The 26,488-nt window shown below is 68.6% G+C and carries 25 protein-coding genes; 10 read left to right on the top strand and 15 right to left on the bottom strand.

The features are described from left to right. Position 1: 1 nt before the first annotated feature. The 5 genes from fusA to JRI60_RS22700 all read right to left on the bottom strand — a co-directional run bounded on the left by fusA (position 2) and on the right by JRI60_RS22700 (position 4,620). On the bottom strand, positions 2-2,077 hold the full coding sequence (gene fusA / locus JRI60_RS22720) for an elongation factor G (RefSeq protein WP_204227926.1): 2,076 nt from the start codon (positions 2,075-2,077) through the stop codon (positions 2-4). Between the two features lie 142 nt (positions 2,078-2,219). Then, a complete protein-coding gene (gene rpsG, locus JRI60_RS22715; RefSeq protein WP_043408972.1) occupies positions 2,220-2,690 on the bottom strand; it encodes a 30S ribosomal protein S7 in 471 nt (156 codons plus the stop codon). 141 nt (positions 2,691-2,831) lie between these two features. Then, entirely contained in the window at positions 2,832-3,203 is a 372-nt protein-coding gene (gene rpsL / locus JRI60_RS22710) for a 30S ribosomal protein S12 (RefSeq protein ID WP_095986884.1), read from the bottom strand. Positions 3,204-3,409: 206 nt separating this feature from the next. Then, on the bottom strand, positions 3,410-3,919 hold the full coding sequence (gene rimI / locus JRI60_RS22705) for a ribosomal protein S18-alanine N-acetyltransferase (protein ID WP_204227925.1): 510 nt from the start codon (positions 3,917-3,919) through the stop codon (positions 3,410-3,412). Beyond that, the gene (locus JRI60_RS22700; protein ID WP_239470670.1) at positions 3,916-4,620 is read right to left on the bottom strand and encodes a hypothetical protein; all 705 of its coding nucleotides are present in this window, start codon (positions 4,618-4,620) and stop codon (positions 3,916-3,918) included. The genes rimI and JRI60_RS22700 overlap by 4 nt, the downstream gene beginning before the upstream one ends. A 113-nt stretch (positions 4,621-4,733) precedes the next feature. On the opposite strand from JRI60_RS22700, the gene JRI60_RS22695 reads away from it, so the two are divergent. From JRI60_RS22695 to JRI60_RS22675, 5 genes are all read left to right on the top strand, one after another. Continuing rightward, on the top strand, positions 4,734-5,912 hold the full coding sequence (locus tag JRI60_RS22695; RefSeq protein WP_204227924.1) for a DnaJ C-terminal domain-containing protein: 1,179 nt from the start codon (positions 4,734-4,736) through the stop codon (positions 5,910-5,912). A 101-nt stretch (positions 5,913-6,013) separates the two neighbouring features. Then, a complete protein-coding gene (locus tag JRI60_RS22690) occupies positions 6,014-6,739 on the top strand; it encodes a HEAT repeat domain-containing protein (RefSeq protein ID WP_204227923.1) in 726 nt (241 codons plus the stop codon). Positions 6,740-6,961: 222 nt separating this feature from the next. Then, a complete protein-coding gene (locus JRI60_RS22685) occupies positions 6,962-8,647 on the top strand; it encodes a hybrid sensor histidine kinase/response regulator (RefSeq protein ID WP_204227922.1) in 1,686 nt (561 codons plus the stop codon). A 77-nt stretch (positions 8,648-8,724) separates the two neighbouring features. Next, positions 8,725-10,443, top strand: a complete 1,719-nt coding sequence (gene argS, locus JRI60_RS22680; protein ID WP_204227921.1) for an arginine--tRNA ligase — start codon at positions 8,725-8,727, stop codon at positions 10,441-10,443. A 31-nt stretch (positions 10,444-10,474) separates the two neighbouring features. Then, complete coding sequence (locus JRI60_RS22675; RefSeq protein WP_204227920.1) at positions 10,475-13,027, top strand: 1-acyl-sn-glycerol-3-phosphate acyltransferase; 2,553 nt, start codon at positions 10,475-10,477, stop codon at positions 13,025-13,027. A gap of 9 nt (positions 13,028-13,036) precedes the next feature. Here JRI60_RS22675 and JRI60_RS22670 read toward each other — a convergent pair whose 3' ends face one another. Then, positions 13,037-13,348 carry a cupin gene (locus tag JRI60_RS22670; RefSeq protein ID WP_204227919.1) on the bottom strand — a complete coding sequence of 104 codons (312 nt, stop codon included), beginning with the start codon at positions 13,346-13,348 and terminating at the stop codon, positions 13,037-13,039. A gap of 169 nt (positions 13,349-13,517) precedes the next feature. Between JRI60_RS22670 and JRI60_RS22665 the strand changes: the two genes are divergently transcribed. The 3 genes from JRI60_RS22665 to JRI60_RS22655 are packed head-to-tail and all read left to right on the top strand — an operon-like array spanning position 13,518 to position 15,903. Continuing rightward, positions 13,518-14,678, top strand: a complete 1,161-nt coding sequence (locus JRI60_RS22665; RefSeq protein WP_239470669.1) for a type II CAAX endopeptidase family protein — start codon at positions 13,518-13,520, stop codon at positions 14,676-14,678. A 51-nt stretch (positions 14,679-14,729) separates the two neighbouring features. Continuing rightward, positions 14,730-15,515 carry a HipA family kinase gene (locus tag JRI60_RS22660; protein WP_239470668.1) on the top strand — a complete coding sequence of 262 codons (786 nt, stop codon included), beginning with the start codon at positions 14,730-14,732 and terminating at the stop codon, positions 15,513-15,515. Continuing rightward, on the top strand, positions 15,493-15,903 hold the full coding sequence (locus JRI60_RS22655) for a DUF3037 domain-containing protein (RefSeq protein ID WP_204227917.1): 411 nt from the start codon (positions 15,493-15,495) through the stop codon (positions 15,901-15,903). The genes JRI60_RS22660 and JRI60_RS22655 overlap by 23 nt, the downstream gene beginning before the upstream one ends. 1 nt (position 15,904) lies before the next feature. On the opposite strand, the gene JRI60_RS22650 is transcribed toward JRI60_RS22655, so the two are convergent. The 6 genes from JRI60_RS22650 to JRI60_RS22625 form a co-directional block, all read right to left on the bottom strand. Next, positions 15,905-16,120 carry a DUF5818 domain-containing protein gene (locus tag JRI60_RS22650; RefSeq protein ID WP_204227916.1) on the bottom strand — a complete coding sequence of 72 codons (216 nt, stop codon included), beginning with the start codon at positions 16,118-16,120 and terminating at the stop codon, positions 15,905-15,907. Next, positions 16,117-17,982 (bottom strand): S8 family serine peptidase, encoded by a 1,866-nt coding sequence (locus JRI60_RS22645; RefSeq protein ID WP_204227915.1) that lies wholly within the window; start codon positions 17,980-17,982, stop codon positions 16,117-16,119. The genes JRI60_RS22650 and JRI60_RS22645 overlap by 4 nt, the downstream gene beginning before the upstream one ends. Before the next feature lie 140 nt (positions 17,983-18,122). Next, entirely contained in the window at positions 18,123-18,755 is a 633-nt protein-coding gene (locus JRI60_RS22640) for an alpha/beta hydrolase (RefSeq protein WP_204227914.1), read from the bottom strand. A 39-nt stretch (positions 18,756-18,794) separates the two neighbouring features. Further along, positions 18,795-19,310: a hypothetical protein gene (locus JRI60_RS22635; protein WP_204227913.1), complete on the bottom strand. Its 516-nt coding sequence runs from the start codon at positions 19,308-19,310 to the stop codon at positions 18,795-18,797. Between the two features lies 1 nt (position 19,311). After that, positions 19,312-19,617, bottom strand: a complete 306-nt coding sequence (locus JRI60_RS22630; protein WP_204227912.1) for a hypothetical protein — start codon at positions 19,615-19,617, stop codon at positions 19,312-19,314. Beyond that, the gene (locus JRI60_RS22625; protein WP_204227911.1) at positions 19,611-19,988 is read right to left on the bottom strand and encodes a HEPN domain-containing protein; all 378 of its coding nucleotides are present in this window, start codon (positions 19,986-19,988) and stop codon (positions 19,611-19,613) included. Before JRI60_RS22625 ends, JRI60_RS22630 begins: the two co-directional genes overlap by 7 nt. 161 nt (positions 19,989-20,149) lie before the next feature. Between JRI60_RS22625 and JRI60_RS22620 the strand changes: the two genes are divergently transcribed. Next, on the top strand, positions 20,150-20,569 hold the full coding sequence (locus JRI60_RS22620) for a hypothetical protein (RefSeq protein ID WP_204227910.1): 420 nt from the start codon (positions 20,150-20,152) through the stop codon (positions 20,567-20,569). 117 nt (positions 20,570-20,686) lie between these two features. Here JRI60_RS22620 and JRI60_RS22615 read toward each other — a convergent pair whose 3' ends face one another. From JRI60_RS22615 to JRI60_RS22605, 3 genes are all read right to left on the bottom strand, one after another. Then, the gene (locus JRI60_RS22615; protein ID WP_204227909.1) at positions 20,687-21,883 is read right to left on the bottom strand and encodes a class I SAM-dependent rRNA methyltransferase; all 1,197 of its coding nucleotides are present in this window, start codon (positions 21,881-21,883) and stop codon (positions 20,687-20,689) included. After that, positions 21,880-22,698: an HAD-IIB family hydrolase gene (locus tag JRI60_RS22610; RefSeq protein WP_204227908.1), complete on the bottom strand. Its 819-nt coding sequence runs from the start codon at positions 22,696-22,698 to the stop codon at positions 21,880-21,882. Before JRI60_RS22610 ends, JRI60_RS22615 begins: the two co-directional genes overlap by 4 nt. Positions 22,699-22,845: 147 nt before the next feature. Further along, entirely contained in the window at positions 22,846-24,759 is a 1,914-nt protein-coding gene (locus tag JRI60_RS22605) for a M4 family metallopeptidase (protein ID WP_204227907.1), read from the bottom strand. Between the two features lie 384 nt (positions 24,760-25,143). On the opposite strand from JRI60_RS22605, the gene dctA reads away from it, so the two are divergent. Continuing rightward, positions 25,144-26,487 carry a C4-dicarboxylate transporter DctA gene (gene dctA / locus JRI60_RS22600; RefSeq protein ID WP_204227906.1) on the top strand — a complete coding sequence of 448 codons (1,344 nt, stop codon included), beginning with the start codon at positions 25,144-25,146 and terminating at the stop codon, positions 26,485-26,487. The last annotated feature ends 1 nt before the right edge of the window (position 26,488 follow it).

Here is a 26,488-nt window from a genome sequence, read left to right as displayed (position 1 = left end):
GTCAGCGGTTCAACGCGTCCTTCGATGCCGGCGCGTAGTGGCTGAACCGCATGGTGTAGGTGGCTCTTCCCTGGCTGCGGCTGCGCAGGTCGGTCGAGTACCCGAACATCTTGGCGAGCGGCACCTGGGCGTGGATTGCCTGCACGCCTCCCGGCCGGGGCTCCATGCCCATGATCTTCCCGCGGCGGCCGTTCAGGTCGCCGATGACGTCGCCCGTGAAGTCGTCCGGGGTGACGATCTCACAGTCCATGATGGGCTCGAGGAGCACGGGGTCGGCGCTCCGCACGGCGTCCCGGAAGGCCATCGAGCCGGCGATCTTGAAGGCCATCTCGTTGGAGTCCACGTCGTGCATCGAGCCGTCGTAGGCCTCCACCTTCACGTCCAGCATGGGGTAGCCCGCGATGGGGCCACTCTGCATGGCCTCCTGGACGCCCTGCTTCGCCGCGTCGATGAACTCCTTGCTCACCACCCCGCCGACGATCTGGTTCTCGAAGGCGAAGCCCGCGCCCGGCTCGTTGGGCATCACGCGCAGGTTGATGTGGCCGTACATGCCCTTGCCACCCGTCTGGCGGATGTACTTGCCCTCGCTCTGCACCGCCTTGGTGATCGTCTCGCGGTAGGCCACCTGCGGCTTGCCCACGTTGGCGTCGACCTTGAACTCGCGTAGGAGCCGGTCGACGATGATCTCCAGGTGCAGCTCGCCCATGCCGGCGATGATGGTCTGCCCCGTCTCCTCGTTCGTCTTCACGCGGAAGGACGGGTCCTCCATCGCCAGGCGCGCCAGGCTGGTGATGATCTTGTCCTGGTCCGCCGTGGACTTCGGCTCGATGGCCACGTCGATGACGGGCTCGGGGAACTCCATCCGCTCCAGGATGATGGGGTGCTTGTCGTCGCAGAGCGTGTCGCCCGTGGTGGCCAGCTTCAGGCCCACCACCGCGCAGATGTCGCCGGCGTAGACCTCCTGGACCTCGTCCTTCTTGTCCGCGCGCATCTGCACCAGACGGCTGATGCGCTCGCGCTTGCCCTTCACCGAGTTCCACGCCGCCCCGCCCGCCTCCAGCTTCCCCGAGTACACACGGAGGAACGTGAGCGTCTGCGACTGGAACGACGGGTCGTTCATGATCTTGAAGACCAGCGCGCTGAAGGGCGCCTTGTCGCTCGTCTCGCGCGTCTCGTCCTCGCCCTTGGGGCTCTTGCCGTGCACCGGCGGCACTTCCAGCGGGTTGGGCAGGTAGTCCACCACCGCGTCCAGCAGCGGCTGAACACCCTTGTGCTTGAAGGCCGAGCCACAGAACACGGGGAAGATCTTCAGCGACAGGCATCCCTTGCGGATGGCGGCGCGGATCTCCTCCTCGGTGAGCTCGTGGCCCTCGAGGAACTTCTCGGTCAGCGCGTCGTCCTGCTCGGCGGCCGTCTCGACGAGCTCGGCGCGGGCCGCGTTGGCCTCCTCGTGGAACTCCTCGGGGATGTCCACCACGTCGAAGCGACTCCCCTGCTCCGAGTCGTGGAACACGAGCGCCTTCATCCGCACCAGGTCGATGACGCCGCGGTGCTTCTCCTCGGCACCCAGCGGCAGCTGCAGGCGCACCGGACGCGCGCCCAGCTTCTCCTTGATGGAGTTGACGGACATCGTGTAGTCCGCGCCCACCCGGTCCATCTTGTTGATGAAGCAGATGCGGGGGACCTTGTACTTGTCCGCCTGACGCCAGACCGTCTCGGACTGGGGCTCGACACCGTTCACGCCGTCGAAGACAGCGATGGCCCCGTCCAGCACGCGAAGCGAGCGCTCCACCTCGATGGTGAAGTCCACGTGCCCCGGCGTGTCGATGATGTTGATGCGGAACTTCTGATCGCTCCGGGTCCAGAAGGCGGTGATGGCGGCCGAGGTGATGGTGATGCCGCGCTCGCGCTCCTGCACCATCCAGTCCGTGGTCGTGGTGCCTTCATGCACCTCGCCCATCTTGTGGATGGCTCCCGTGTAGAACAGGATCCGTTCCGTGGTCGTGGTCTTGCCGGCATCGATGTGCGCCATGATGCCGATGTTGCGATAGCGCTCGAGCGGATACTCGCGAGGCATTTCTCCGAACCTCTCCAAGAACGGGATGGGCGTGCTCCCCTGCCCCTCCAACCACGAACTCACGTAAACGGATGTCAAAGACCTGAAACACCCGGACGCGGGGGGCCGCATCCGGGTGCCGGGTACTACATAAAACCGAGGACTACCAGCGGTAGTGGGCGAAGGCCTTGTTGGCCTCGGCCATCTTGTGCGTGTCCTCGCGCTTCTTCACCGCGTTGCCACGGTTGTTGGCGGCGTCCATGATCTCGCCAGCCAGCTTCTCCATGGCCGTCTTCTCACCGCGCGCCTTGGCGTAGGTGATGATCCAGCGCATGCCCAGCGCCACGCGGCGGTCCTGACGGACCTCCACGGGAACCTGGTAGGTGGCGCCACCGACGCGGCGGCTCTTCACCTCGAGCACGGGCTTGACGTTGTCCAGGGCCTTCTTGAAGGTCTTGAGGGGATCCTCCTTCGCACGCTCCTCGATGAGGGCGAAGGCGCCGTAGCACACCCGCTCGGCGATGGACTTCTTCCCCTTGCGCATCAGGTCGTTCACGAACTTCGTGACGAGGCGGTCCTGGAACTTCGGATCGGGAAGGATCTTGCGCTTGGCTACTACGCGACGACGAGGCATTGCTTTCTATCCCTTACGCCCCGCTCCCATGCACCCGGGAGACTCTGTTGGGGCTTCGAACTGCGTTGGCGATGTCGAGGAAGCTCCCCAGGGTGCGGGGCAAGCGACCTATGCGAATGAGACGAAGGTGATCGACCCGAATCAGCTCGGGCGCTTGGCGCCGTACTTGGAACGGCCCTGCTTGCGGCCGGCCACGCCCACGGAGTCCAGCGTGCCGCGGATGATGTGGTAGCGAACGCCCGGGAGGTCCTTCACACGGCCACCGCGGATCATCACCACCGAGTGCTCCTGGAGGTTGTGACCCACGCCGGGGATGTAGGACGTCACTTCGATCCCGTTGGTGAGGCGCACACGGGCCACCTTGCGGAGCGCCGAGTTCGGCTTCTTCGGGGTGGTGGTGTACACGCGGGTGCAGACGCCGCGCTTCTGAGGGCACTCCTTCAGAGCGGGGCTCTTGCCCTTGATGTTCAACTTCTCGCGGCCCTGACGGACCAGCTGACTGATGGTTGGCACTGAGCTTCTCTTCCTTCCCGTTGTCCCGGGCGGGTGTACCCGGGGGCGCATACAAACCTACAACTGCGCTTGAAAAAGGGCCGCGAGTATAGGGAGGGAGCACCCCGTGTCAAGCACTGCCGGCCCACGGGGTTCAAACCGTGGACCACACCGGGGTCCATTCCTAATGGTCTGTCGGCGGGCTCGCTCCTCTACTCCCCCAGCCTCTAGAAGTCGAGGACCATCACGATCGCGTCCTCGGGGGGCTGGCCCTCTTCCACGTAGTAGTTCGGCCGCACGCCCACCGGGCGGAAGCCGAATGACTTGTAGAGGTTGATGGCGGGCTCGTTGCTCCGGCGCACCTCCAATGTCGCCAGGCAGCACTTGCGCGCCCGCCCCTCGTCCAGGGTGGCTTCCATCAGCCGCCGGCCCACCCCCCGCCGTCGGTGCTCCGGCGCGGTGGCCACGTTGAGCACGTGCACCTCGTCATGGACGATCCAGAAGATGGAGACCCCCAAGAGACGGCGGCATCCCTCCGATATCGGCTCCTCCAGGAGGAAGATGACCGACCAGTCGTGACTCAGCTCGCGCTGCAACAGCTCGAACGACCACGGACTGCGGAACGAGGCCTTCTCCAGATCCATCACCGCCGGCAGGTCCTCCCGCGTCATCCTCCGGATCAGGAACGGACAGGGCTTCGATTCCCTCGGACGGGGTTCCTCGCGCATCCGCCTCATGGCAGCGCCTCCCGGGCGAAGGGTGCCACCCGCCGCACCCGCGCACTCGCCCTCGCCTTGTCGAGCTCCTCCTTCGCCAGCCGGCGGTAGCTCTCCCGGACCAGCTTCTCCTTCAGCGCGTCGCGCACCGACTCGTATGGCCCGCCCAGGGTCGCCTTGTGCTCCTCCCAGTACCGCCGCACCTCCGCCTCGCTCACCTGCGCGCGCAGGCGGATCCGGCTGTCCAGGATGCGCTCGGCCCGCACTCCCCGCTCCAACACCGCCGTCAGCTGCTCCAGGTCCGCGTCATGCCTCGCCAGGAACCCCAACAGCGCCGGTTCGCTCTCGAAGCGTTCACGGAACGACCTCAGCCGCGCCTCCACTTCCGAACGCTCCGCCTGGAAGGCCTGCAGCCTGTCCGCCCCCGCCACCAGCAGCCGATGGCCGATCGCCAGCTCCAGCGCCTTCTGGAGCGTCTGCTCGTCGAGCGGGGCCTCCGCCGCTCGCACGCCTCCCAGCTGCACGAGCGTCACCCGCGCCTCGAACTCCAGCTCGCTCAAGGTGAGGACCTGATTTTCGATGACCGCCACCACCCGGTCGATGACGCGGCCCTCGGGCGCCGCGGGCTCCTCGGCGGCGGCCTGCCGGGCCACCCCCAACGAGACCAGCACGAGCCAGCCCATCAGCCCCGTCTTCGCTCCACGCAGGCGCCGCGCTCCCATGCTCTCCCTCGTCCCTCCGGCCACTTTATACATCCGGACCGAAGGACACACGCCGTGCTGGCGCTTGCCGCACGGCTGGTTACGATCTTGCAGTTTGGAGGGCGGCAAACCCCATGGCGGACGACTACTACCAGATTCTCGGCGTGTCCCGGACGGCCTCTGCCGACGAAATCAAGAAGGCCTTCCGCAAACTCGCTCGCCAGTACCACCCCGACGTCAACCCGGGGAACAAGGCGGCCGAGGAGAAATTCAAGCAGCTCAACGCGGCCTTCGAAGTGCTCTCGGACGAGCGCAAGCGCAAGCTCTACGACGAGTTCGGCGACGAGGCGGCCAAGTTCGGCTTCGATGAGAAGAAGGCCACGCAGTACCGGGCCTACAAGGCCGCGCAGGCGGCCGGCGGCGGCATGCCGTTCGGTGGCGCTGGTGGCGGCGCGGACTTCGACCTGGGCGACATCCTCGGGGACATCTTCAACCGCTCGCGCGGTGGCGGCGGCGGCGGCGTGGACTTCGGGGAGATCTTCGGGCGCGCCGCGGGAGGCCGGGGAGATGGCCCCACCCCGGGCGAGGACATCACGGCCAGCCTCACGCTCAGCTTCGGCGAGGCCCTCACCGGCATCGAGCGCAGCATCTCCCTGCAGCGCCCCGGCCGCTGCCAGCGCTGCCAGGGCTCGGGACAGGTGGGGACTCCCACCACGTGCGCCACGTGCGGCGGCAGCGGGCGCATCCGCCGGGGCAGCGGCATCCTGGGCATGGCGGGAGGCGCCTGCCCCACCTGCCACGGCTCCGGCCGCGCCGCGCCCCCCTGCCCTTCCTGCCAGGCCACGGGCGTGGTGGACGAGACGGCGCGCCTCACCGTGAAGATCCCCGCCGGCGTCCAGACGGGCTCCAAGGTGCGGCTGGCCGGCCAGGGCGCGGCGGGCATGCACGGCGGCCCTCCGGGAGACCTCTACATCGAGACGCAGGTGGCGGAGCACCCCCTCGTGCGTCGCGAGGGAGACGATCTCTACCTGGACCTGCCCGTCACCGTCACCGAGGCCATGCTGGGCGCCGAGGTGCGCGTGCCCACCTTCCAGGGCGAGGTCACCGTGAAGGTGCCTCCGGGCTCGCAGTCCGGCCGCCGCATGCGGCTGCGCGGCCGGGGCGCTCCCTCGCTCAAGGGTGGGCCCTCGGGTGATCTCTACCTCACACTCCAGGTGAAGGTGCCCGAGCACCCCTCCTCCGAGGCCCGAAAGGCCGCCGAGGCGCTCGCCAGCGCCTACCAGACGGATGTCCGGGGCTCACTGCAGTTGTGAATCGACGGCCAGACCCTGGCCAACCAAGCTTCTTGCGTTAGCTTGCGCCGCGTCCTACACGGCGCCCAAGAACTCGCAGCACCCCTCGGAGCATCTCCATCATGGGCATCTTCGATTTCCTCGGCGGCTCCGGCCCCGAGAAGGCTCTCAAGCTCAAGTCCAAGGTGACCCAGAAGTATGGGGATCCCACGACCCGTCAGAAGGCCCTCCAGCAGCTCGGGGAGATGAAGATCCCCGAGGCCGTCGGCGTCCTGCTCCACCGCTACAACATCACCGTGGAGCCCCTCACCACCGACGCCGACGAGAAGGAGCACGTCTTCGAGCTCGTCAAGGGCTTCGGCCAGGACGCGGTGGCCCCCATCACCGACTTCCTCCGCAAGAACGAGCAGGCCACCTCCTGGGCCCTGCGCCTGCTCGAGGCCCTGCTGCCCGAGGCCGAGGTCATCGGCATCGTCGTGGACGCGCTCGGCACCCTGAGCACCCAGTACATGCGCAACCCCGAGAAGAAGGTCGTCCTGCTCCACTACGTCACCGGCAAGCAGGATCCGCGCATCCCCGCCGTGGTGCTGCCCCACCTCGATGACATGGCCGACGAGGTGAAGATCGCCGCCCTCAAGGCGCTCGGCCCCCTGAAGCACGAGCCGGCCCGCGAGCCCATCCTCCACGTCCTGACGTCCGGGGACTCCGGACGCCGCGTGCAGGTGGCCGCCATCGAGGCGCTCCAGGAGAGCGGCTTCAACGTGCAGGCCCACCGCGAGAAGGTGGAGTCCGTCATCTCCGAGCCCTTCTTCGTCGATGGCGGTGGCGTGGTGAAGCGCCGCTCCTGAGCCCCGTGTCTGGCACCTGACGGGTCGGGCGGCCCCCGCCCACCCCATTGTGTCCTCCATCGGACAGCGCAATTGTCCTGCGGTCGTCCCTGTTCCGACGGGGGGCCGGGGAAGGGTTTCCACCCCGGCGCCGGGTGGCGCAGGATCGCCTCGAGTGGTGATCGCGCCGCCTCCACCTGGACGGGGGATGGCGCGCCACCCCCTGGTCGCCGAGGTAGCTCCGTGCCGAAGAAGAAGGTTCCGCATCTGGCAGAGGTCGTCACCCTGCGCCCCGAGGTGAAGAAGTCCCCCCGGCGCGCCATCAAGCCCCAGCCTCCCGTCGAGGCCGAGGACGCCGAGCGCGCCCTGGTGGAGATGGCCCAGCACATCACCTCCAGCGCCGGTCCCACCGAGGCCCTGCGCTCGCAGCTGCAGATCATCCACGGGCTGATGCAGGCCAAGGCCTGCTACGTGGCGCGCTTCCTCCCCTCGCGCAACCAGCTCCATGTCGAGCACGTGCGCGGTCGCTACGACGAGCGCATCACCGCCGCCACTCCCCAGGAGGGTCTGGTGGGCCGCTCCTTCGCCGAGAAGGCCATCCTCCGTGACGAGGAGACCGTCGCCGTGCCGCTCGAGAGCCCCCAGGGCGTCAGCGGCGTGCTGGCCCTCATCGCCCCGCGCCGCTCGGCCTCGGACTCGCTGCTCATGGCCCTGGCCGGCCAGCTCTCCGCCTCCTACGAGGTGGCCCGTCTGCGCGACGACAGCGCCCGGCGCAACAAGGACCTGCAGACGGCCATCGCCGGCCTCAAGGCCCTCGAGCAGAGCCGCGACGAGCTGCTCGGCAACGTCTCGCACGACCTGAAGAACCCCCTCACCACCATCAAGGCCTACCTGGCCATGATGGGCCGCGAGAAGCTCGGGCCCATCGCCGACGCCCAGCGCCGCGCGGTCCAGGTGTGCGACCGCAGCGCGGACCGCATGCTGCGCATGGTGAACGATCTGCTGCTCATGTCCCGCCTCCAGGCCGGCAAGATGCAGCTCAACCAGCGCCCCTTCGGGCTCAAGTCCGTGGCCGAGGAGGTCGTCCGCAACCTCACGCCCCTGGCCGAGCAGTCCAAGGTGCGGCTCGACCTGCCCCCCTCCGGCGAGGTCTTCGTCCGCGGCGACCGCGAGCGCATCGCCGAGGCCATCCAGAACCTCGTGGAGGCCGGCATCCACCGCTGCGAGGAAGAGGACTCCGTGGAGCTGCGCGTCTCCGTCGATGACGGGCTCGCCGTGCTCACCGTGAAGGACTCCGGGCCGGGCATCGGCGCCGAGGACCTGGAGCACGTCTTCGATCCCTTCCACCGCCCCGAGGGAAGCCGCGGCGGTCCGGGGCGCAGCCTCGGCCTGCCCCTGGTGGCGAAGATCCTCGCGCTCCACGGCGGCCGCGTGGAGGCCTCCAGCACCCTGGGTGAAGGCACCAGCTTCCAGATGGTGCTGCCCATGTTCGCCGGCGCCGTCAGCTCTCCCGACGCGGCCCAGGCGGGGCCTCGCGCCGGTGGCATCCTCCTCGTCGAGGACGACGCCGACTGCCGCGAGGTGCTCCAGCAGGTGCTCGAGCAGGAGGGGTACCGGGTGATGTCCACCTCGGGCGCCTCCGAGGCCCGCTCCATCCTCTCTCACATCCGCCCCGCCATGGTGCTGTTGGATCTGCGACTGAGCGAGGACGACGGTCGCTCCGTGCTGCGCTTCATCCGCGGCACCGAGTCCCTCGCCGACGTGGCCGTCTACATCATCTCCGGCGCCAGCGAGGTCTCCAGCCTCGGCGCGGGCCAGGGCTTGGACCGCATCGACGGATTTTTCGAGAAACCACTGCAATTGCCGCGGCTGCTGGACACCGTGGCCGCCGTGGTCCGTCCGAGCCGCCGCAACCCGGCAGTCACCTGAAAGGCACTCCCGGCGCGGTGCGTTGACAGAAGGTGCGCGGTTTATCGCCGGGCTTCGCTTAGTATCCGCGCGATCCAATGAATCCTTCCGTCTATTCCCGCTATCGGACTGCCTTCGTCGAGGCGCTCGCCCAGAACCTGGGCGTGCCCGCCTCCGAGCTCGACTCCCAGATCAAGCCGGCCGACCCGGCTCACGGGGACTTCTCCTTCCCCACCTTCCCCCTGGCCAAGGCCCAGAAGAAGGCGCCGCCGGCCATCGCCGCCGCGCTCGCCCAGGCCATCAAGGTGCCGGGCCTCGAGGTGGTGGCCGCCGGCCCCTACGTCAACGCGAAGTTCGCGCCGATGCCCTTCACCGGCGAGGTCATCGACACGGCGCGCGCCCAGGGCGTGCGCTACGGCGGTGGTGACGTGGGCACCGGCAAGACGGTGGTCATGGACTACTCGTCGCCCAACATCGCCAAGCCCATCGCCTTCCACCACATCCGCTCGACGGTCATCGGCCACGGCATCGCCAACCTGCACCGGGCGCTCGGCTACAAGGTCGAGGGCATCAACTACCTGGGCGACTGGGGCAAGCAGTTCGGCCTCGTGGCCGTGGGCTTCCAGGAGTACGGAGACCCGGCCCGCCGCAACGACATGGCCCACCTGGTGGAGGTGTACGTCAAGGCCAACAAGCGAGCGGAAGCCGAGCCCGCCTTCGACGAGCGCGCCCGCGACTTCTTCCGGCGCATGGAGGCCAAGGAGCCCGAGGCGCTCGCGCTGTGGAAGGAGTTCCGCGAGACGTCCCTGCGCGACTTCGAGCGCATCTACGCCCGGCTCGGCGTGAAGTTCGAGCACATGGAGGGCGAGAGCCGCTACCAGGACAAGATGGAGCCGGTGATCGAGGAGCTCGCCCAGAAGGTCGGCGTCAAGGAGTCGCAGGGCGCCACCATCGTGGACCTGCCCTACGCGGAGAACGAGCCGCCCGTCATGTTGAAGAAGAACGACGGCAGCACGCTCTACGCCACGCGCGACCTGGCGGCGGCCAACGACCGGTGGGATCGCTTCCACTTCGAGAAGTCGCTGTACGTGGTGGCCACGGACCAGGCGCTGCACTTCCGGCAGCTCTTCCGCGTGCTCGAGGCCATGGGCCGCGAGTGGACGAAGCGGATGGTGCACGTCAACTTCGGCCGCGTGCACGGCATGAGCACGCGCAAGGGCACGGTGGTGCTCCTCACGGACGTGCTCGACGAGGCCAAGGCGCGCGCCCTGGAGAAGGTCCAGGAGAACATCAAGGCGGGCCGCATCCAGACGAACGATCCGGACGGCCTGGCGGAGCAGATCGGCCTGGGCGCCATCTTCTTCGGTGACCTGAAGAACCGCCGGACCACGGACTACACCTTCGACTGGGACGACGTGCTCGCCTTCGAGGGCCACTCCGGCCCGTACCTCCAGTACGCGCACGCGCGCACCTGCAGCATCCTGCGCAAGGGCGGCGGGGCTCCGGCCTCGTACGACGCGTCGCTGCTCACCCTCCCGGAGGAGCAGGCGCTGCTGCGCGGCATCGCCCGGCTGCCGGTGGTGGTGCAGGAGGCGGCCGAGCAGTTCGAGCCGAGCTTCGTGGCGCGCTGGCTGTTGGATCTGGGCGCCGCCTTCAACAGCTACTTCACGGCGGGCAACCAGGACCGCGGCAAGCGCGTGCTGCTCGAGGACAATGACGCCCTGAAGGCCGCACGGCTGGCGCTGACGGACGCGACGCGCGCATCGCTCGCCGCGGGCCTGACGCTGCTGGGAATGGCAACTCCGGAGTACATGTAGAGAGGCTCGCGTGGAGAAAGGGGGGCCGCACGTGGATACCGCCCTGGTGCAGGCTACGAATCACAGCGATGCATTGAAGGAGGAGTTCGGCCCCGTCTCCCGGGTGCTGGGCCAGCGCTACTTCGATGGGGTGCGCTTCCCCACCGAGGCAGAGGACGAGTTGCGTGCGCTCCACGCCAAGGGCTTCGTGGTGCACGTCATGCGCACCACGGCCTGGGTCAACTACCTCTACCTGGCCTGGGCGATGGTGCGCCGGGCCCTGCCCCCCGTGCGGGCCGTGGTGAACCTGCGTCCCTGGTTCACCCGGCCCTTCCGCAAGACGGCGCAGCGGGGTGACTTCGACGTGCGCTTCACCTACGCCCGGCGCCACGGCGGCAGCGGCCTCATCTTCCTCAAGAAGACGGCCCTGCTGAGCGCCTCGGGCAAGGACATCAAGGAGAACCCCTTCCCCTCCCTGGTGGCCATGGCGCGCAAGGGGGACCGCACCGTCTACCTGGTGCCGGAGCTCTTCGTCTGGGAGAAGCGCACCGCCCGCGCCAAGCCCAACGTGTGGGACCACGTCTTCGGCAGCCCCGAGGCCCCTGGCTTCCTGCACTCGATGGTGGCCTTCTTCCGCAACTACCGCCGCGCGCAGTTCCGCGTGGGCGAGCCCATCGATCTCAAGCGCTTCATCGAGGAGAACCCGCAGGACTCGGACGAGGTGATCGCCCGCAAGGTGCGCAGCGCGCTCAACCATCACCTGGCGCGCGAGACGCAAGCCGTCTTCGGGCCACCGGTGAAGTCCCCCGAGCGCATCATCGAGGAGACGCTGCGCGACCGCACCCTGCGCAAGTCCCTGGACGCGGTCGCCACCGAGAGCAACCGCCGCCCCGAGAGCGTGCTGCGCCAGGCCCGGCGCAACCTGCGCGCCATCGCCGCCAAGCCCAGCCCCACGACGCTGGCCTTCGTCTCGCCCCTGCTCGGGTGGGTGTTCAACCGCATCTACGACGGCATCGAGGTGGACGAGGCGGGGCTCAACCGGGCCCTGAAGGCGGCCAGCAAGGCCCCGCTGGTGCTGTGCCCCTCGCACAAGAGCCACGTGGACTACCTGGTGATGAGCTGGATCCTCTGGAACCGCGGCTACGCGGTGCCACTGGTGGCCGCGGGCGCCAACCTGTCCTTCTGGCCCCTGGGGCCCCTGCTGCGCCGCTGCGGCGCCTTCTTCCTGCGCCGCTCCTTCAAGGACGACAAGGTGTATGCCGCCTCCTTCAAGGGCTACGTGAAGAAGCTGGCCCACGACGGCGTGCACCAGGAGTTCTTCCCCGAGGGCGGGCGCTCGCGCACCGGCAAGCTGCTGCAGCCCAAGCTGGGCATGTTCACCTGGCAGGTGGAGTCCGTGCTCGAGGGCGCTCGCAACGATCTCATCTTCGTGCCCGTGTCCATCGACTACGAGAAGGTCGTGGAGTCGGGCAGCTACTCCAAGGAGCTGGCCGGCGGCGAGAAGAAGCCCGAGGACATCAAGGCCCTGCTGAGCACCCCCAAGGTGCTCACGGCGCGCTACGGCCGCATCCACCTCACCTTCGACGAGCCGCTGTCGCTGGTGGAGCTGATGAAGAGCCGCGGGCTCGATCCGGCCCAGCCCATCTCGGACGACCAGAAGAAGGGCCTGGTGCGCGCGCTGGGCAACCGGGTGATGTACGGCATCAGCAAGGTGTCCACGGTCACGCCCCACGCCCTGGTGAGCGCGTCGCTGCTGGCCCACCGCCGGCGCGGCATGACGAGCCGCGAGCTGACGGACCGCATCTCCGTCCTGCGCCGCATCGCGGCGGAGGAGAAGGCACCGCTGTCCACCCTGCTGAAGGACTCGCCGAGCAACCCCGAGGCCATGGGCGCCATCCAGGACGCCATGCGCACCTTCTGCTCGGATGGGATGGTGCGCACGCAGAAGGCGCACGGCGAGGTCATCTACCAGGCCGAGGACGATCGCCGCGCCGAGATGTCCTTCTACAAGAACACGCTGATGAACCTGGTGGCGGCGCGCAGCCTCGTGGCCACCGCGCTGCTGGTGGGGGCCCCGGCGCCGTTCGACGAGGTGAAGGCCCGGGCACTGTGGCTGTCGCGGCTCTTCAAGGTGGAGTTCATCTACCGGGTGGGCGCCAGCTTCGACACCATCTTCTCGGAGATGGTGGAGCGGATGGTGCGGATGGGGCTGGTGCTGTACGAAGGGGACACCCTGAGCGTGGCGCCCGAGCCCCATGCGCGTCCGGAGCTGGAGTTCCTGGCGGATCTGCTGCGCGACTACCTGGAGGCCTACCTGATCGCGACCCAGACGCTGCCGGAGGTGGCGACGGGCGTGGCACAGGACCGCAAGTCCTTCGTGAAGCAGGCCATGGACCTGGGCCGGGCCGAGTACCACTCGGGGCGCATCACCGCCGCCGAGTCCCTGGCCAAGGTGACGCTGGAGAACGCCGTCGCCTACCTGCTGGACCAGCGCTACCTCGTGGAGGAGGACAAGAAGCTCAAGCTGGGGCCGGCGGCGCCCGACACGGCGGCCTGCAAGCAGTTCGCCGAGGAGATCCGCCGCTACCTGCGCCAGCAGGCCTGAGCCCCTGCCCTACACGCTGCCGGCCTTCTCAATCACCAGGATCCGCGCCTCCCCGAGGGGATGGGCCACGTGCTCATCCCCCACCTGGGCGTGGAAGACGTCCCCGGCGCGCAGCGGGATGATCCGCACCTCGCCGTCCTGCCTCACGTGCATGTCCACGGCCCCGTCGAGGACGGCGAACACCTCCTCGCCCTCGTTGACGTGCCACTCGTAGGGCGCGTTGGTCCAGTGCAGACGCACCGAGACCCCGTTCAGCTCGGCGATGTCCAGGGCGCCCCAGGCCCGCCCGGCACGGAAGTCACTGCTCCGAAAGTGTCGCATCCCCTACTCACTCCTTACCGCACCCATCACGGCCGGTCAGGCTCATACCACCCCGTACGTCCTCGCCTGCGTTCATAACCGGGAAGCACGTCGTCATCCGGGCATTATAGAAGTGCCGCACCCCGGCGCCTCGCGTTCCGAGCGCCGCCCTCGCAGCCGGAGAAAGCCGGTGGAAGACGTCACCCCCAGCCTGCCGCCCACACCCTCGCCGCCGCTGCTCGAGCCACGCGCCGTGGCGGTGGTCGCCGCGATGATCGTGTTCGTGGCCTTCCTGGTGACGGGGGTGTTCGTCCAGCTCCTCAACGCGGCCTTCGGCATCTGGTTCACGCAGATCTTCGTCTTCCTCGGCCTGGGCTGGTTCGTGCTGCGAGCCACCGGGCGGGATCCGGTGCGCTACACCGGGCTGACCTTCCCGGGCCTGGGACCGCTGGCCTTCGGTTTCCTCCTGGGCGCGGTCAACTTCTTCGCCATCGTCGCCCCCGTCCAGTACGTCTCCCAGGCGCTCATGCCCAAGGCCTGGCGGGAGATCTACGACGTGGCGGACATCTTCCGGGGCCAGTCGCCCGTGGAGCTGGCCCTCATCGTGGCGAGCGTGAGCCTCGGGGCCCCGGTGTGCGAGGAGTTCTTCTTCCGGGGCATCTTCTTCCAGGGACTGAAGGCACCGGGGGGACCTCCCCTGCGAGCCCTCGTCCTCTCGGCCGTCGTCTTCAGCGCGTTCCACCTGGATCCGGTGGGCTTCGTCGCCCGCGTGGAGCTGGGAGTGCTGTTCGGCTGGCTGCTGCTGCGCACCGGCTCGCTGTGGCCCGGCATCCTCGCGCACGCGGCCAACAACATCGTGTCCACGGTGCTGTTCTTCATCGCGAAACAGATCGACTCCCCCCAGGAGCCGACGGCCGGCCAGGAGGTGCAGTTCATCCTGATGTTCGCGCTCCTGGGCAGCGGAGCCGTCTGGGGATTGATATCCGCCGCGCGCCGCTTCCCGGGCCTGCTGGGCCCGCCCCGTCCGGCGGAGCTCGTGGAGGCCCGCGAGGCCCCCGTGCGGCTGGAGCCGGCAACGAGGCTCCTCCATCTGGCGGTCCCCTGGATGTTCGCCGCGGCGCTCTCACTGGGCGCCTACGTGGCCCTGGACACGCGGGGCATCCAGCTGAGCCAGATCGATCAGCACTACCCCCTGCGGCCCATCCCCGAGGACGCCTCGGATGCGTTGCACGCCGAGCGCGAAGCCCTGTACGAGCTCCGGGTGCGCGCGCGCCGGGGAGAAATCCCGCTCGAGGAGTACGCCCAGGAGCGGGCGAGGCAGTCCAAACTGAAGAGAACCCATGTTCGCTGACCGTGGATGCACCCTCTCCCCCTGGGAGAGGGCTGGGGTGAGGGTCGAAACGTGAGAACGATCACCGCGACACGCTACGTCACGCCCTTGCGCGAGGGCGGCTCGGTGCCCGCCATCATCGAGGCGGAGGACTCGGGCCTGTACGTGCTGAAATTCCGGGGAGCGGGCCAGGGCATCAAGGCGCTCGTGGCGGAGATCCTCTCGGGCGAGCTGGCGCGGGCGCTGGGCCTGAGGATGCCGGAGCTCGTGCTGGTGGAGCTGGATCCGGCGCTGGGCCGCGCCGAGCCCGACGAGGAGATCCGCGACCTCATCAAGGCGAGCCCGGGGCTCAACCTGGGCATGGACTACCTGCCGGGCTCCATCACGTTCGATCCGACGGTACGCCCCGCGCCGGAGGCCGCGGAGGCCTCGGCGATCGTCTGCTTCGACGCCTACGTGACGAACGTGGACCGGACGCCGAAGAACCCGAACCTCCTGAGCTGGCACAAGAAGCTGTGGCTCATCGACCACGGCGCGTCCCTGTACTTCCACCACGCGTGGGACGACTACCTGGAGCGCAGCCAGAGCCGCTTCCAGCCCATCCGCGATCACGTGCTGCTGCCGTGGGCCTCGGCGCTGTCCGAGGCACTGGCCACGCTGCGCCAGAAGGTGACGGCGGAGGTCATCCAGCACGTCGTCTCGTGCGTCCCGGACGCGTGGCTGGGCCCGGCGGTGGAGCCGCGCTTCACCACGGTGACGGAGCACCGGGAGGCGTATGCCACGTACCTGCTGAAGCGCCTGGAAGCGGCGCCAGCGTTCATCGAGGAGGCGGAGCGTGCCCGCGCACAGCTCGTTTGACTACGCCGTCATCCGCGTCGTGCCGCGCGTGGAGCGCGAGGAGTTCATCAACGCGGGCGTCATCCTCTACTGCCTCACCCGGCGGTTCCTGGATGCGCGGGTGGAGCTGGACGAGCGGCGCCTGCTGGCGCTCGCGCCGGACGTCGACGTGGACCTCATCCGCGGCCACCTGGAGGCCATCCCCCGCCTGTGCGCGGGAGGCAGGGCGGCGGGGCCCATCGGACAGCTGCCACAGAAGGAGCGCTTCCACTGGCTGGTGGCGCCGCGCAGCACGATGCTCCAGACGGGCCCCGTGCACTCGGGCCTGTGCCAGGAGCCAACGAAGGCGCTCGAGCACCTGATGCAGCGGATGGTGCGGCCCCCCTCGGGAGGAGAGCCGCACCGCTGACTCAGAGGAACCGGTAGGAGGCCACGTTGAAGACGGGGCCCACCATGGCGGCGGTCAACACGTCGCGGGCCACGTCGCCCTCGACCTCCACGCGTTGACCGTCCTTCTTGATCTTCCGGTCGCCACCGGCGAGCTGGTAGGTGCGCCCGTCATCCCCCTCGAGCACCCAGACGCCCGTCTCGATGTCGCGGAACACCACGCGGCCGGTCAGCTTCATACCGCCGTCTCCTTGCGGAGCATGGCCCGCGCGATGATGAGGCAGATGAACACGTTGATCACCAGCCAGGGCAGCGCCAGGAAGGTGAAGGGCATCCACGCGAGCGCGGGGGCATTGGACCAGGCGGCGTAGGAGAGGAAGCCCGCGAAGCCCAGCGAGAGCCCGCCGATGGCCGGCCGGAGCCCCTGGAACTTGATGGCCAGGAAGGACAGCAGCAGGGGGATGAGCGAGCTGTAGAAGAGCGGGTTGGCCAGCTTGCCCCGGCCGAAGATGATGCGCTGCCAGTCGGGGATGGGCAGCCAGGCGGCGTCCACCACGTCTCCCGCCACGCCCGAGGCCCCGCCGAACCACGAGCGCGCGAAGAACACGCCCACCGTGGCCAGCACCAGCGGCAGGAGGAAGCTCGGCCGGAAGAGGATGTTGAGGTAACCCGGACGCTCGCGCCCGCGAATCGTCAGCAGCACCAGCGCCAGCAGGGCCAGCGCCCACCACATGGACGGCCAGCGGGACACCCCACCCCCGAGCGCGTTCAGCGAGGCCTCGGCGTCCAGCAGCCCGTGCCCGTACTCCTCCGTCCAGGCCTGGTCCTGGACCCGCTTCGCCCCGGCGTAGAGGGCCTTCTCCACCTCGTCCGGTCCGCTGGCGCCCTCGGCGTACAGCAGCGCCGCCACCGCGGCCACGTGCGGCGTCGCCATGCTCGTGCCCTGGTAGGCCGCGTAGACGGAGCGCGACACATCCCTCGGGTCGATGGTGTTCTGCAGGATGCCGCCCGCGTCGCCCTGGCGCTTGTCACCACCGGGGGCCGCGATGTCCAGCTCCTTGCCATAGGACGAGTACGGGGCACGCGTGCCGCCCGGGCCCACCGCCGCCACCGCCACCGCGCCCGGATACGCCGCCGGGAACTCCACCCGCGAGCGCCCGGCGTTGCCCGCCGCCGCCACCACCGTGACGCCCTTCTTCCGCGCGTAGGCCACCGCGTCCGCCATCACCTGCGAGTGGCCTCCACCACCCAGGGACATGTTGATGACGTTGGCGCCGTTGTCCGCCGCGAAGCGGATGGCCTCGGCGATGTCCGCCGACGTGCCCGAGCCGAAGTGGTTCAGCACCTTCACCGGCATCAGCGTCGCCTCGAAGGCCACGCCGGCCACGCCCTGGCCGTTGTTGGTCGCCTGCGCGATGGTGCCCGCCACGTGCGTGCCGTGCCCGTGGTCGTCATTGGCGTGCTCGTCGTCGTTGACGAAGTCGTACCCCTTCTTGAACTTCGCCCCCTTGAGGTCCGGCACCTGCTTGAAGTCGTCGTGGTCCTCGTAGGCGATGCCCGTGTCCAGCACCGCCACCACCACGCCCTTGCCGCGGCTCTCCTTCCACGCCTTCGGCATGTGGATCATCCGGAGGTTCCACTGCTTGGGATAGTCCGGATCGTTCGGCGTGAAGCCGTCCTCGTCGGCGTCCTCGCGCGCGGCCGGCTCCTCCGACACGAGATCCTCGCCCGGCGGCACCGAGTACACCCTCAGCGGCTCGGCGGACTCAACGGCCGGGTTCTGACGGATGCGCGCGAGCACCGCGTCCACGTCACCCACGTCCCGGGCGATCGTCACGCCCGTCTGCGAGCCCTCCACGGAGTTGAACTCCAGGTCCACCCCCCAATCGGGCTCCCAGGCATCGAATTCGGCCTTGGTGGTGCCGTCCTTGAAGTCCACGACGATGCCGCCGGGCACCTCCTGGGACAGCTCTCTGCGCGAGGTGTCCACGGCCGGACTCTCCGCGGCCGTCTCCTTCCCCTCCCCGTCCGAGCGGGACGCGCAGGCCGCCGCCGTCAGGGCCAGCACCGCCAGTGCCAGGGTCAATCGCTTCATGGGCATGGGCGCTCCTTATGACGACCCATACGAACGAACGGCGGAACGATTGGGTCTGACTCGAGTCTGGTCGACACCCCTCCCGGGGGACAAGTTCCCCCCAGGATGAGGATCCTTCGTCAATTCAACGGGTTACAGCACATCGGTCACTTGCCCGACAGCATCTTCAGCCAGGTGCGCACGGCTTTTCCCACCAAGGGTAGGGCGTGATGGAAATTGGCACCGGCGCCCTCCACCACCTGCAACACCCCCCCCGCCGCATCCACCGCCTGTGCCAGCTCGGCCCGGGACAGGGTGGAGTCCAGCTCACCCACCACCACCAGCAGCTCCCGCCCGAGCCCGGCCAGCTCCCGAGCGCTCACTCCCCTGGGGCTCACCAGGCACAGGCCAGCGATCTCCGGGTGACGCGCCCGGAGCTCGAGGACGACCCGGGCGCTCCCGTGGAGCGCGGCCACCGCCGCCGTGGGCGCCTGGGCGTTCTCCAGCACCACCCCCAGCGCGGCCTCGGCGTCCTGGAACAGTGCCTCGCCCGAGCCCCGCGCCCCCTGACTGCCACCGACACCGCGGTAGTTGAAGCGCAGCGTGGGGTGGCCGGCCGAGGCCGCGGCGAAGGCCAGCTCGGCCCCGATGACATGGTCCATGCCACCCCCTTCCTCGGGCCGGGGTGGGAGGACGAGCAGCGGGGGACGCTCGTCGCCCCGGTGCGCCACACCTTCCATCACCTCGCGGCCCACGGGGATGAGCGTGGAGCGCTCGAGGAACTGTCCTTTGAGGACCATAGAGGGGCTGGAGATTAACGCGTGGCCTGTCCGGGCGCTTCACTCCTGGAGCATTTCCTCTCGGGCAGTGAACGACAGCCGGGCCTCACAGGACAGGGCGCTTCCCCCCGCGCACGAGGCGCAGTGCGATTTCAGCTCCACCACTCCCTTGGAGATGGTGTCCCGGTCCTCGAAGACGATGTGCAGGGCCGTGGATTCCTGCACCTGACCCTCGTTCACCTGCACCCGCTCGGCCGAGAAGGAATCCCCGTCACCGATGATGTTCCCCGAGAGCATCACCGGAGGCGCATCCCCCAGCCGCCAACCTCCCTCGGGCGATTCCAGCTCCAGGAAGGCGCTGTCCTTCTTCCCGGCCTGCCAGACGGTCCACACGAGCCCCTGGTAGAGGTTGCGATCCTCCACGCGCGAGGACGGAGGCGTACCGCCCCGGAAGCAGGAGGCCGGGAGCGCCGACAAGGGCGCGGGATCCACCGACACCCGGTAGCGCCGGATCTCCTCTCCCCCTCCACAGCCGGCGAGCACGGTGAGCACCGCCGCGGTTCCCAGGTATCGCATGTCAGGTCGCTCCCGCCATTTCCGCCGCGTGCTCCTCGCGGACCCAGGCGTAATACCGATCGGTGTTCTCGGGGGTGTGGAAGAGCACGAGCAACGCCAGGTGATTCTCCTCCCAGAGCCGCGTCAGCATCCCCCAGAGCCGATGGATGAGCTCTCGTCGCTCGGCGAAAGGCACGTCGAAGACCTCCAGGGCCCAATCCCGCCCTGGAAAGGGAATCTTCGCCGTTCGCGCATCCACCCACCTCACGGGTCGATTCCCGACGATTTCCTTCACCTGCCGACGAATCTCCTCACGCTCATTCACCATGTCGGCTCCTCCCCAAGCACCTGATGGACGATGGATGTAGCCATCTCCAGCGCCTCCCTCGCGTGTTCGACCGTCAAGTCTTCATCGAGGTAGTCCGCAGCCACTCGTAGCTCGAACAAATCGTACAGTCCCTCGCTCGCCTGAGCATCGAGCACCCCGACCCTGCGTGCCTCGTAGGGAAGGGAGTCATGCACGAAGTAATATACACCGGGCCTGACTCCGGGAGTAGGAATACCCACTTCGTTCATCGCGTGCCAGCACGCATGGTAGGCCGCGTAGTACGCCCGCGAGGCTGCCGCGTTGGGGCACGGATCCTCATCGTCCAGAAGCACACGTGCCGCCGCCAGGTTCTCCCACGCCTTCCGCTCCATCGCCCTTCCCCTCCCCGCCTCCTTCCCGTCTATCGCCCACCTCTGACATGGGGCCCCCCGCCCCCACCCACGCGGTCATCCACCGCATTCCTCGCGACTCCGGGCGGGCTGCTGCTAACGTCTCCCCTGGACGAACGACGCCTCCTGGAGGCGGAGGACCCATGACCCGCGACGAAGCGCAGCGCCTGGTGCAGGCGTTCATGATGTCCCTCGGACAGCCGAGCGAAGGCCTCAACCCGCAGGGGTTCGGCGGCGCGGTGCTCGGAGCTGCCCAGCTCTACTTCGAGTACCACTCGGACAAACAGGCACTGGAGGCGAGCGCCCTCGTCTACAAGTTCCGCGATCCGCCCAAGCCCGGCGTGCTCGATGGCTTCCGCGAAGAGGAGAAGGCCGGCACCGACACCGGCGGTGGCGCGGTGGACTACGAGACCGAGAACAAGAGCCTCTTCCTGAGCCGCATCTACTCCACGCCCCCTCCGGACGCGGCCTTCAAGGCGGACATGCAGCGCCTCACCCAGGCCAGCCTCGTGTGGGGTGACGAGGTGCTGGACCGCGTGGCCTCGCGGGTGTTCAAGCGCTGAGACACTCGCCACACGCGGAGCTTCAGGGAGCGGCGCGAGTCGCTCCCCCCGCTCCACCGGGCACGGATCCGCGATACCCTCACCCCGTCCCTCTCCCGGAGGGAGAGGGGTAGTGGGTCAAACCGATACCATCACGTAGAACTTCAGGTAGCGGCCCTCGGGGAACTGCAGACGGATCGGATGGTCCGGCGGCTGGTAGCGCTCCTCCACCATCGCCAGGTCCACTCCCGCCTTGAAGGCCGCCTCCTTCACCGCTCCCATGAAGTCATCCGGCCCCACGCGCGCCGAGCACGACGCCGTCGCCAGCAGCCCTCCAGGCTTCAGCAGCCCCAGCGCCTGACGGTTCAGCGAGGCGTATCCGTCGATCGCCGCCTGCACCGCCCGCTGGCTCTTCGCGAACGCCGGCGGGTCCAGGATGATCAGATCGAACGTCCTCCCCTCTTCCCGGAACGACGCCAGCAGCTTGAACACGTCCGCCGCCAGGAAGTCATGCTTCTCCGCCGGCAGCCCGTTGCGCGTGAAGTTCTCCCGCGCCAGGGCGATCGCGTCCGGATCCAGATCCACCGAGAACACACTCTTCGCCCCGCCCAGCGCCGCGTTCACCGAGAAACCACCGCTGAAGCAGAAGCAGTTCAGCACCTCCCGGCCCTTCGCCAGCCGCCGGATGAGGTACCGGTTCTCCCGCTGGTCCAGGAAGAAGCCCGTCTTCTGCCCTCGCCACGCGTCCACCAGGAACGTCGCGCCCCGCTCGCGGATGCTCAGCAGCTCCGGCGCCTTCTCGCCCCACAGCATCCGCCCCGTACCCCGGCCCTCGTCCTCCTCCGCGTCGTCCCGGCCCACCTCGTCCCGGCCGAGAATGCCCTTCAGCTCCGGCACCGCCGCCTTCAGCGCCTCGACGATCAGCCCCCGGTACGGCGTGAGCCCCGCCGAGTACAGCTTCAGCACCGCGTACTGGCCATAGAGGTCCACCACCACGCCCGGCAGCCCGTCTCCCTCGCCGTGAATCAGCCGGAAGCTGTCCGTGTCGCTCAGGTCGATCAGCGAGCGCCGCTCGGCCAGCGCCTGCTTCACCCGCTGCGCGAAGAAGGCCGCGTCGATGTTCTGCCGCGGGTTGCGCGTCAGCACCCGCACCGCGATGGCCGAGTGCGGATCGAAATACCCGCGCGCCACGAACTTCCCGTTCTCCGCCAGATCCACCACGCTGCCCGGTGGAATCTTCGGTACCTTGTCCAGCGCCTTGCGGAAGACCCACGGGTGCCCCGCGCGCAGGTGACGGCCCAGCCCCGGGGCCAGTTCCAGCTTCACGACGTTCATACCCTGACTCCTCGACGGGCCCCGCGGCCCCTCTGGGCGAGGATGGCGCGCGCGAGCTCCTCGAAGCCCCGCCCCTCCTCCGCCCGCGTGATGAAGGCCGGCGGCGTCTCGATGCGGTCCAGCACCCGCCGCACGTTGGCCACCCCGACACTGAGAGCGAACTCTCCAAACATCGGGGCATCGTTGAAACTATCCCCGGCATACACGAAGCGCTCATCCCCCGGCGTGAGCCGCAGGTCCCAGGCGAGCTTCAGGAAGCGCCGCACCGCGGAGCGCTTGTCGAAGCGGCCCAGCCAGCAGTTGATGTGCACCGACGAGCGCACCGCCGTCACCCCGCGCGCTCGCAGCAGCGACTCGATCCGCTCGGCCCCCTGCTCGCCCAGCCGCGCCTCCTCGTTGTAGTCCACGGCCAGGTCCACCTCCGTGTAGGCGCTGTCCATGGACAGGCGCGCCCCCGGCACCCGCCGCAGCACGTCCGCCACCTCCGCCACCAGCCGCTTCCGGTTCGACTCCCGGACGCGCGGGGACTCGGCGTACACCTTGCGCAGCTTGCCTCCGGGCCCACGCAGGAACAGCAGGCCCCCGTTCTCCACCACCACTCCATCCACCGGCAGCGTGCGCGCCCAGGCCTCGCCCCAGCCGGCCGGGCGTCCCGTCACCAGCACCAGCTTGAGGCCGGCGTCCGCCAGGCGCTCGAGCGCCCGCACGGTGGTGGAGCGCAGCTTGTGTGAGCTGGTGAGGGTACCGTCGACGTCGGTGAAGACCCCTTCCACCCGGGAGAGGTCCGCGTCGCGCAAGGGGCGGGGGGCGGTCATGAGGACTGGGGCACCTACACCCTTCCCGGCCTCGCGGGAAGGCCCGCGTGCAACCTCTCGGCCCATCAGCGACGGTGGCCCGCAAAACGAAGCCCCCGGGAGGCAGTGCCTCCCAGGGGCCGTTCAGCTCAACTCTGCTTCAGCGAATCACGGCGTGTACGAGCCCTTGAGCGAGACGCTGGAGAAGGTGCTGTAGGCGCGCAGCGTGACGTAGATGCGGGTGGCCGCCGTCTTCGCCGCGATGTTGCACGTCTCGGCGTTGCCGGACAGGTACGGACGGCAGTCGTACGAGGAGGTCGTCGGCTGCGAGCCGGCCTTCACGTACAGGTCCGCGTCACCCGTACCGCCGCTGGTGACGTACGTGGAGGCCTTGGAGGCCGGCACGTCCAGGTAGTAGTACAGCTCGGAGCCCGAGGAGGCGCCCAGGCCGGTCTTCGCCACGCCGTTGGTCAGCGCGGTGGCGGTCGGGGGAGGCGTCACCACACCCACGCCCACGGCGCTCCAGGCCTGCGTCACGGAGGCGATCTCAGCGGCGCCAGCGCCGTAGAGGGCCGTCGCGGCCTGCTCGGTGTAGGTCTTCGCCTGGGCGAAGGTGGTGGAGGCCGTCATGTAGTCCGTGTTGGCCTTGTAGAAGATGGCGCCGGCCTTCTGCACGCCAACGCCCGTCACGTTGATGGTGCTCTTGCCGCGCGGGTGCGTGCCGCCCCTGGAGAGCAGCGTGAAGGCCAGGTTGGCGATACCGGAGCTGTAGTGCACGTCCACGTTGCCGGAGGAGCTCGTGTAGAAGTCGAGCGAGGCGCCGTCCTTGGCCGGGTCGTACATGTAGCGGAGCGCGTCACCCGCGGTCGCCGGGGTCCAGATGTCGTCGCCGACCATGAACACCGCGTTGGTGGTGGCCCAGGTGCCCGAGGCGTAGCTCTCGCAGTAGGCGCCGAAGATGTCGCTCATCGCCTCGTTGAGGCCGCCGGACTGACCCGAGTAGGTGAGGTTGGACTCGTACTCGGTCACCGCGTGGGTGAGCTCGTGCGTGGTCACGTCCGCGGACAGACCCAGCATGCCCGAGTTCACGCCGTCACCATCGCCGTACACCATCTGGGTGCCGTCCCAGTACGCGTTCACGTACCTGGAGCTGTAGTGCACCGTGCTGGTGAGCGTGGCGCCCGCGTTGTTGAAGGAGTCGCGGTTGAAGTTGTTCTTGTAGCAGTTGTAGGTGCCACCCAGCTTGTCGTAGTTGCCGTCGACGTGCGCGTCACCCGTGGCCGCCTGGCCCTCGGAGCGCTTGAGCGTACCCGGGGTGGAGGTGCCGTTGTTGGCGCTGTACACCTTGCGGTTGAGCGCGCTGTGGATGTTGGTGTCGCGCAGCAGGATGGAGCCGCTGTGCGCGTCCACGTACACCTGCTCGTCGATGGGCAGGTCGCGGCCCTCGCCCTTGAGCGACACCTCGTAGGCCAGCTTCAGCTTGCCATTGGCGCGCACGTACACCAGCTCGGCGCCCTCGGTGGACAGGCGGCTGCCGTCGACGTCCTTGGCGGCGGCGAACTGGGCGGCCTCGGGGGAGATGGTCGTCTTGGAGGAGACGATCTCACCGTCGCGCGCGGTGCCGTTGGCGCCGATGATGGTGCCGTCGGCGGCCACGTGAACGATGAGCTCCTCGTTCGCCACGCGCAGGCCGTTCTTGGTCTGGCCGTAGCGCAGGTGGGTGATGCCCTGCTCGTCCACGCGCGAGCGCTTGGCGACGAGGTCGGCGGCGTTGAGGCGGAACACGGCGGCGATGCCGGGCAGCGCGCCGCTCACGCGGCTGTGCGCGTCACGAGCAGCCAGGCCCTGCACGGCGCTGCTGGCGGTGCCCAGCTTGCCGGTGATCATGAAGGGGAAGTTGCTCTCATCCGCGCCAACGACCTGGGCGGAGGGCAGCGCCGCGAGCGCGGCCTGCACGTCACCGAGGGAGTCAGCGGCCTCGTCGAACTTCTGGGCGCCTTCGGGCAGCTGCGAGTTGTCGACACCGCAGGCGGCGAGGGGAAGGGCGAGCAGCGCAGCAGCAAGGAAACGAGTGCGAAGCAAAGGGGGGTTCCTCCTGGCCAACGACGAGGGTGCCGTTGGACGCAGGAGGCTTAAGCAGGTATCGGGCCAACCCATAAAGCATTGGAATCCGAGCCTTTGCCTCCCTCCACCTCAACCGTGTGGAGCAGGAATGTCACGCCAGGTCTTCCCCGCGATGTATGGAGTGTTTACACGCGCGGCCAGAAGCACCCGGATTCCAGGGGGTTGCGTGAGCCCCTGGAGACTGTCCTCTTTTCAGACAGTCCCTCGAAAAAGAAGTCTAATCTGACCCATCTCTCTGGATATTGGAATATAAACATTTTAGCTTGAGAAGCAACTTTCCGCCGGAGGCCCTCCGCGCATGTGCGATGGGAGATCCGCCCGGCCGGTCTAGAGTCGCGCCCCATGCGGCTCTCGTGGCTCAAGAACCTCTATGTGCAGGTGTTGATCGCGGTGGTGGCCGGAGCGCTGCTCGGACACTTCTGGCCCCACGCGGGCGAATCGCTCAAACCGCTGGGCGACGGCTTCATCAAGCTCATCAAGATGATGGTGGCGCCGGTGGTGTTCACCACGGTGGTGACGGGCATCGCGAAGATGGGAGACCTCAAGCGCGTGGGGCGCGTGGGGCTCAAGGCCTTCATCTACTTCGAGGTGGTCACCACGGGAGCGCTCGCCATCGGGCTGGTGGTGGGCGAGCTGTTGCAGCCGGGGGCCGGGCTGGGCGTGGACGTGTCCCGCCTGGATGCCAAGGCCATCGAGGGCTACGCGAGCGCCGGCAAGTCGATGTCCACGGTGGACTTCCTGTTCAACCTCGTCCCCGCCTCCCTGGTGGAGCCCTTCGTCAAGGGAGACATCCTCCAGGTGCTGCTCATCGCGCTGCTGGCCAGCATCGCGCTGGCGAAGATGGGCAAGGCGGGCGAGGGCATCCTCCACGGGCTGGATACCGTCGGCCACCTGCTCTTCGGCATGGTGGGCCTCATCATGCGGCTGGCCCCCCTGGGAGCGCTGGGCGCCATCGGCTTCACGGTGGGCAAGTACGGGGTGGGGACGCTGGTCGGCCTGGGCCGGCTGCTCGGCGCCTTCTACGCCACCGCGTTCTTCTTCGTGCTGCTCGTGCTCGGACCCATCGCGCGCTGGACGGGCGTGGGGCTGTGGCGGCTGCTGCGCTACATGCGCGACGAGCTGCTGCTCGTGCTGGGCACCTCGTCCTCCGAGTCCGCCCTGCCCTCGTTGATCGTGAAGCTCGAGGCGCTGGGGTGCCCCAAGAGCATCGTGGGGTTCGTGGTGCCCATGGGCTACTCGTTCAACCTGGATGGCACCTCCATCTACCTCACGCTCGCCGCGCTCTTCGTGGCCCAGGCCACCGGGACCCACCTGAGCCTGGGTGAGAAGCTGGCGCTGCTCGCGGTGCTGCTGCTCACCTCCAAGGGAGCGGCGGCCGTCACGGGCGGTGGCTTCATCACGCTCGCGGCGACGCTCTCCGCCACCGGCCATGTGCCCGTGGCGGGAATGGTGCTGCTGCTGGGCGTGGACCGGTTCATGTCCGAGGTGCGCGCCCTCACCAACCTCGTGGGCAACACGGTGGCCACGCTCGTGGTGGCCAAATGGGAGGGCAGCCTGGACATCCAACTGGCCAATGAGGTGCTCGCGGCCCCACCTCCCTCGATGATGGCCGCGGAGGTGGCCGTGGAGGCCCGGGAAGCCGGGGAGGTGGCCAGGTCCGCGAGCGCGTCCGACGCCCGCGGGTGAC

This window comes from Archangium violaceum (assembly GCF_016887565.1).
GTDB classification, from domain to species: domain Bacteria; phylum Myxococcota; class Myxococcia; order Myxococcales; family Myxococcaceae; genus Archangium; species Archangium violaceum_B.
Note: the sequence above shows the minus strand (reverse complement) of the source record. Positions and strands in the feature narration are given on the sequence as shown.

Bases quoted from the DNA above. Each gene is read 5' to 3' on its own strand.
- dctA (WP_204227906.1), top strand. From the start codon at position 25,144: ATGCGGCTCTCGTGGCTCAAGAACCTCTATGTGCAGGTGTTGATCGCG.
- JRI60_RS22620 (WP_204227910.1), top strand. From the start codon at position 20,150: ATGACCCGCGACGAAGCGCAGCGCCTGGTGCAGGCGTTCATGATGTCC.
- JRI60_RS22625 (WP_204227911.1), bottom strand. From the start codon at position 19,988: ATGGAGCGGAAGGCGTGGGAGAACCTGGCGGCGGCACGTGTGCTTCTG.
- JRI60_RS22670 (WP_204227919.1), bottom strand. From the start codon at position 13,348: ATGCGACACTTTCGGAGCAGTGACTTCCGTGCCGGGCGGGCCTGGGGC.
- JRI60_RS22700 (WP_239470670.1), bottom strand. From the start codon at position 4,620: ATGGGAGCGCGGCGCCTGCGTGGAGCGAAGACGGGGCTGATGGGCTGG.
- JRI60_RS22690 (WP_204227923.1), top strand. From the start codon at position 6,014: ATGGGCATCTTCGATTTCCTCGGCGGCTCCGGCCCCGAGAAGGCTCTC.
- JRI60_RS22695 (WP_204227924.1), top strand. From the start codon at position 4,734: ATGGCGGACGACTACTACCAGATTCTCGGCGTGTCCCGGACGGCCTCT.
- JRI60_RS22650 (WP_204227916.1), bottom strand. From the start codon at position 16,120: ATGAAGCTGACCGGCCGCGTGGTGTTCCGCGACATCGAGACGGGCGTC.
- argS (WP_204227921.1), top strand. From the start codon at position 8,725: ATGAATCCTTCCGTCTATTCCCGCTATCGGACTGCCTTCGTCGAGGCG.
- JRI60_RS22645 (WP_204227915.1), bottom strand. From the start codon at position 17,982: ATGCCCATGAAGCGATTGACCCTGGCACTGGCGGTGCTGGCCCTGACG.
- JRI60_RS22610 (WP_204227908.1), bottom strand. From the start codon at position 22,698: ATGACCGCCCCCCGCCCCTTGCGCGACGCGGACCTCTCCCGGGTGGAA.
- JRI60_RS22640 (WP_204227914.1), bottom strand. From the start codon at position 18,755: ATGGTCCTCAAAGGACAGTTCCTCGAGCGCTCCACGCTCATCCCCGTG.
- JRI60_RS22615 (WP_204227909.1), bottom strand. From the start codon at position 21,883: ATGAACGTCGTGAAGCTGGAACTGGCCCCGGGGCTGGGCCGTCACCTG.
- JRI60_RS22635 (WP_204227913.1), bottom strand. From the start codon at position 19,310: ATGCGATACCTGGGAACCGCGGCGGTGCTCACCGTGCTCGCCGGCTGT.
- rimI (WP_204227925.1), bottom strand. From the start codon at position 3,919: ATGAGGCGGATGCGCGAGGAACCCCGTCCGAGGGAATCGAAGCCCTGT.
- JRI60_RS22630 (WP_204227912.1), bottom strand. From the start codon at position 19,617: ATGGTGAATGAGCGTGAGGAGATTCGTCGGCAGGTGAAGGAAATCGTC.
- rpsG (WP_043408972.1), bottom strand. From the start codon at position 2,690: ATGCCTCGTCGTCGCGTAGTAGCCAAGCGCAAGATCCTTCCCGATCCG.
- fusA (WP_204227926.1), bottom strand. From the start codon at position 2,077: ATGCCTCGCGAGTATCCGCTCGAGCGCTATCGCAACATCGGCATCATG.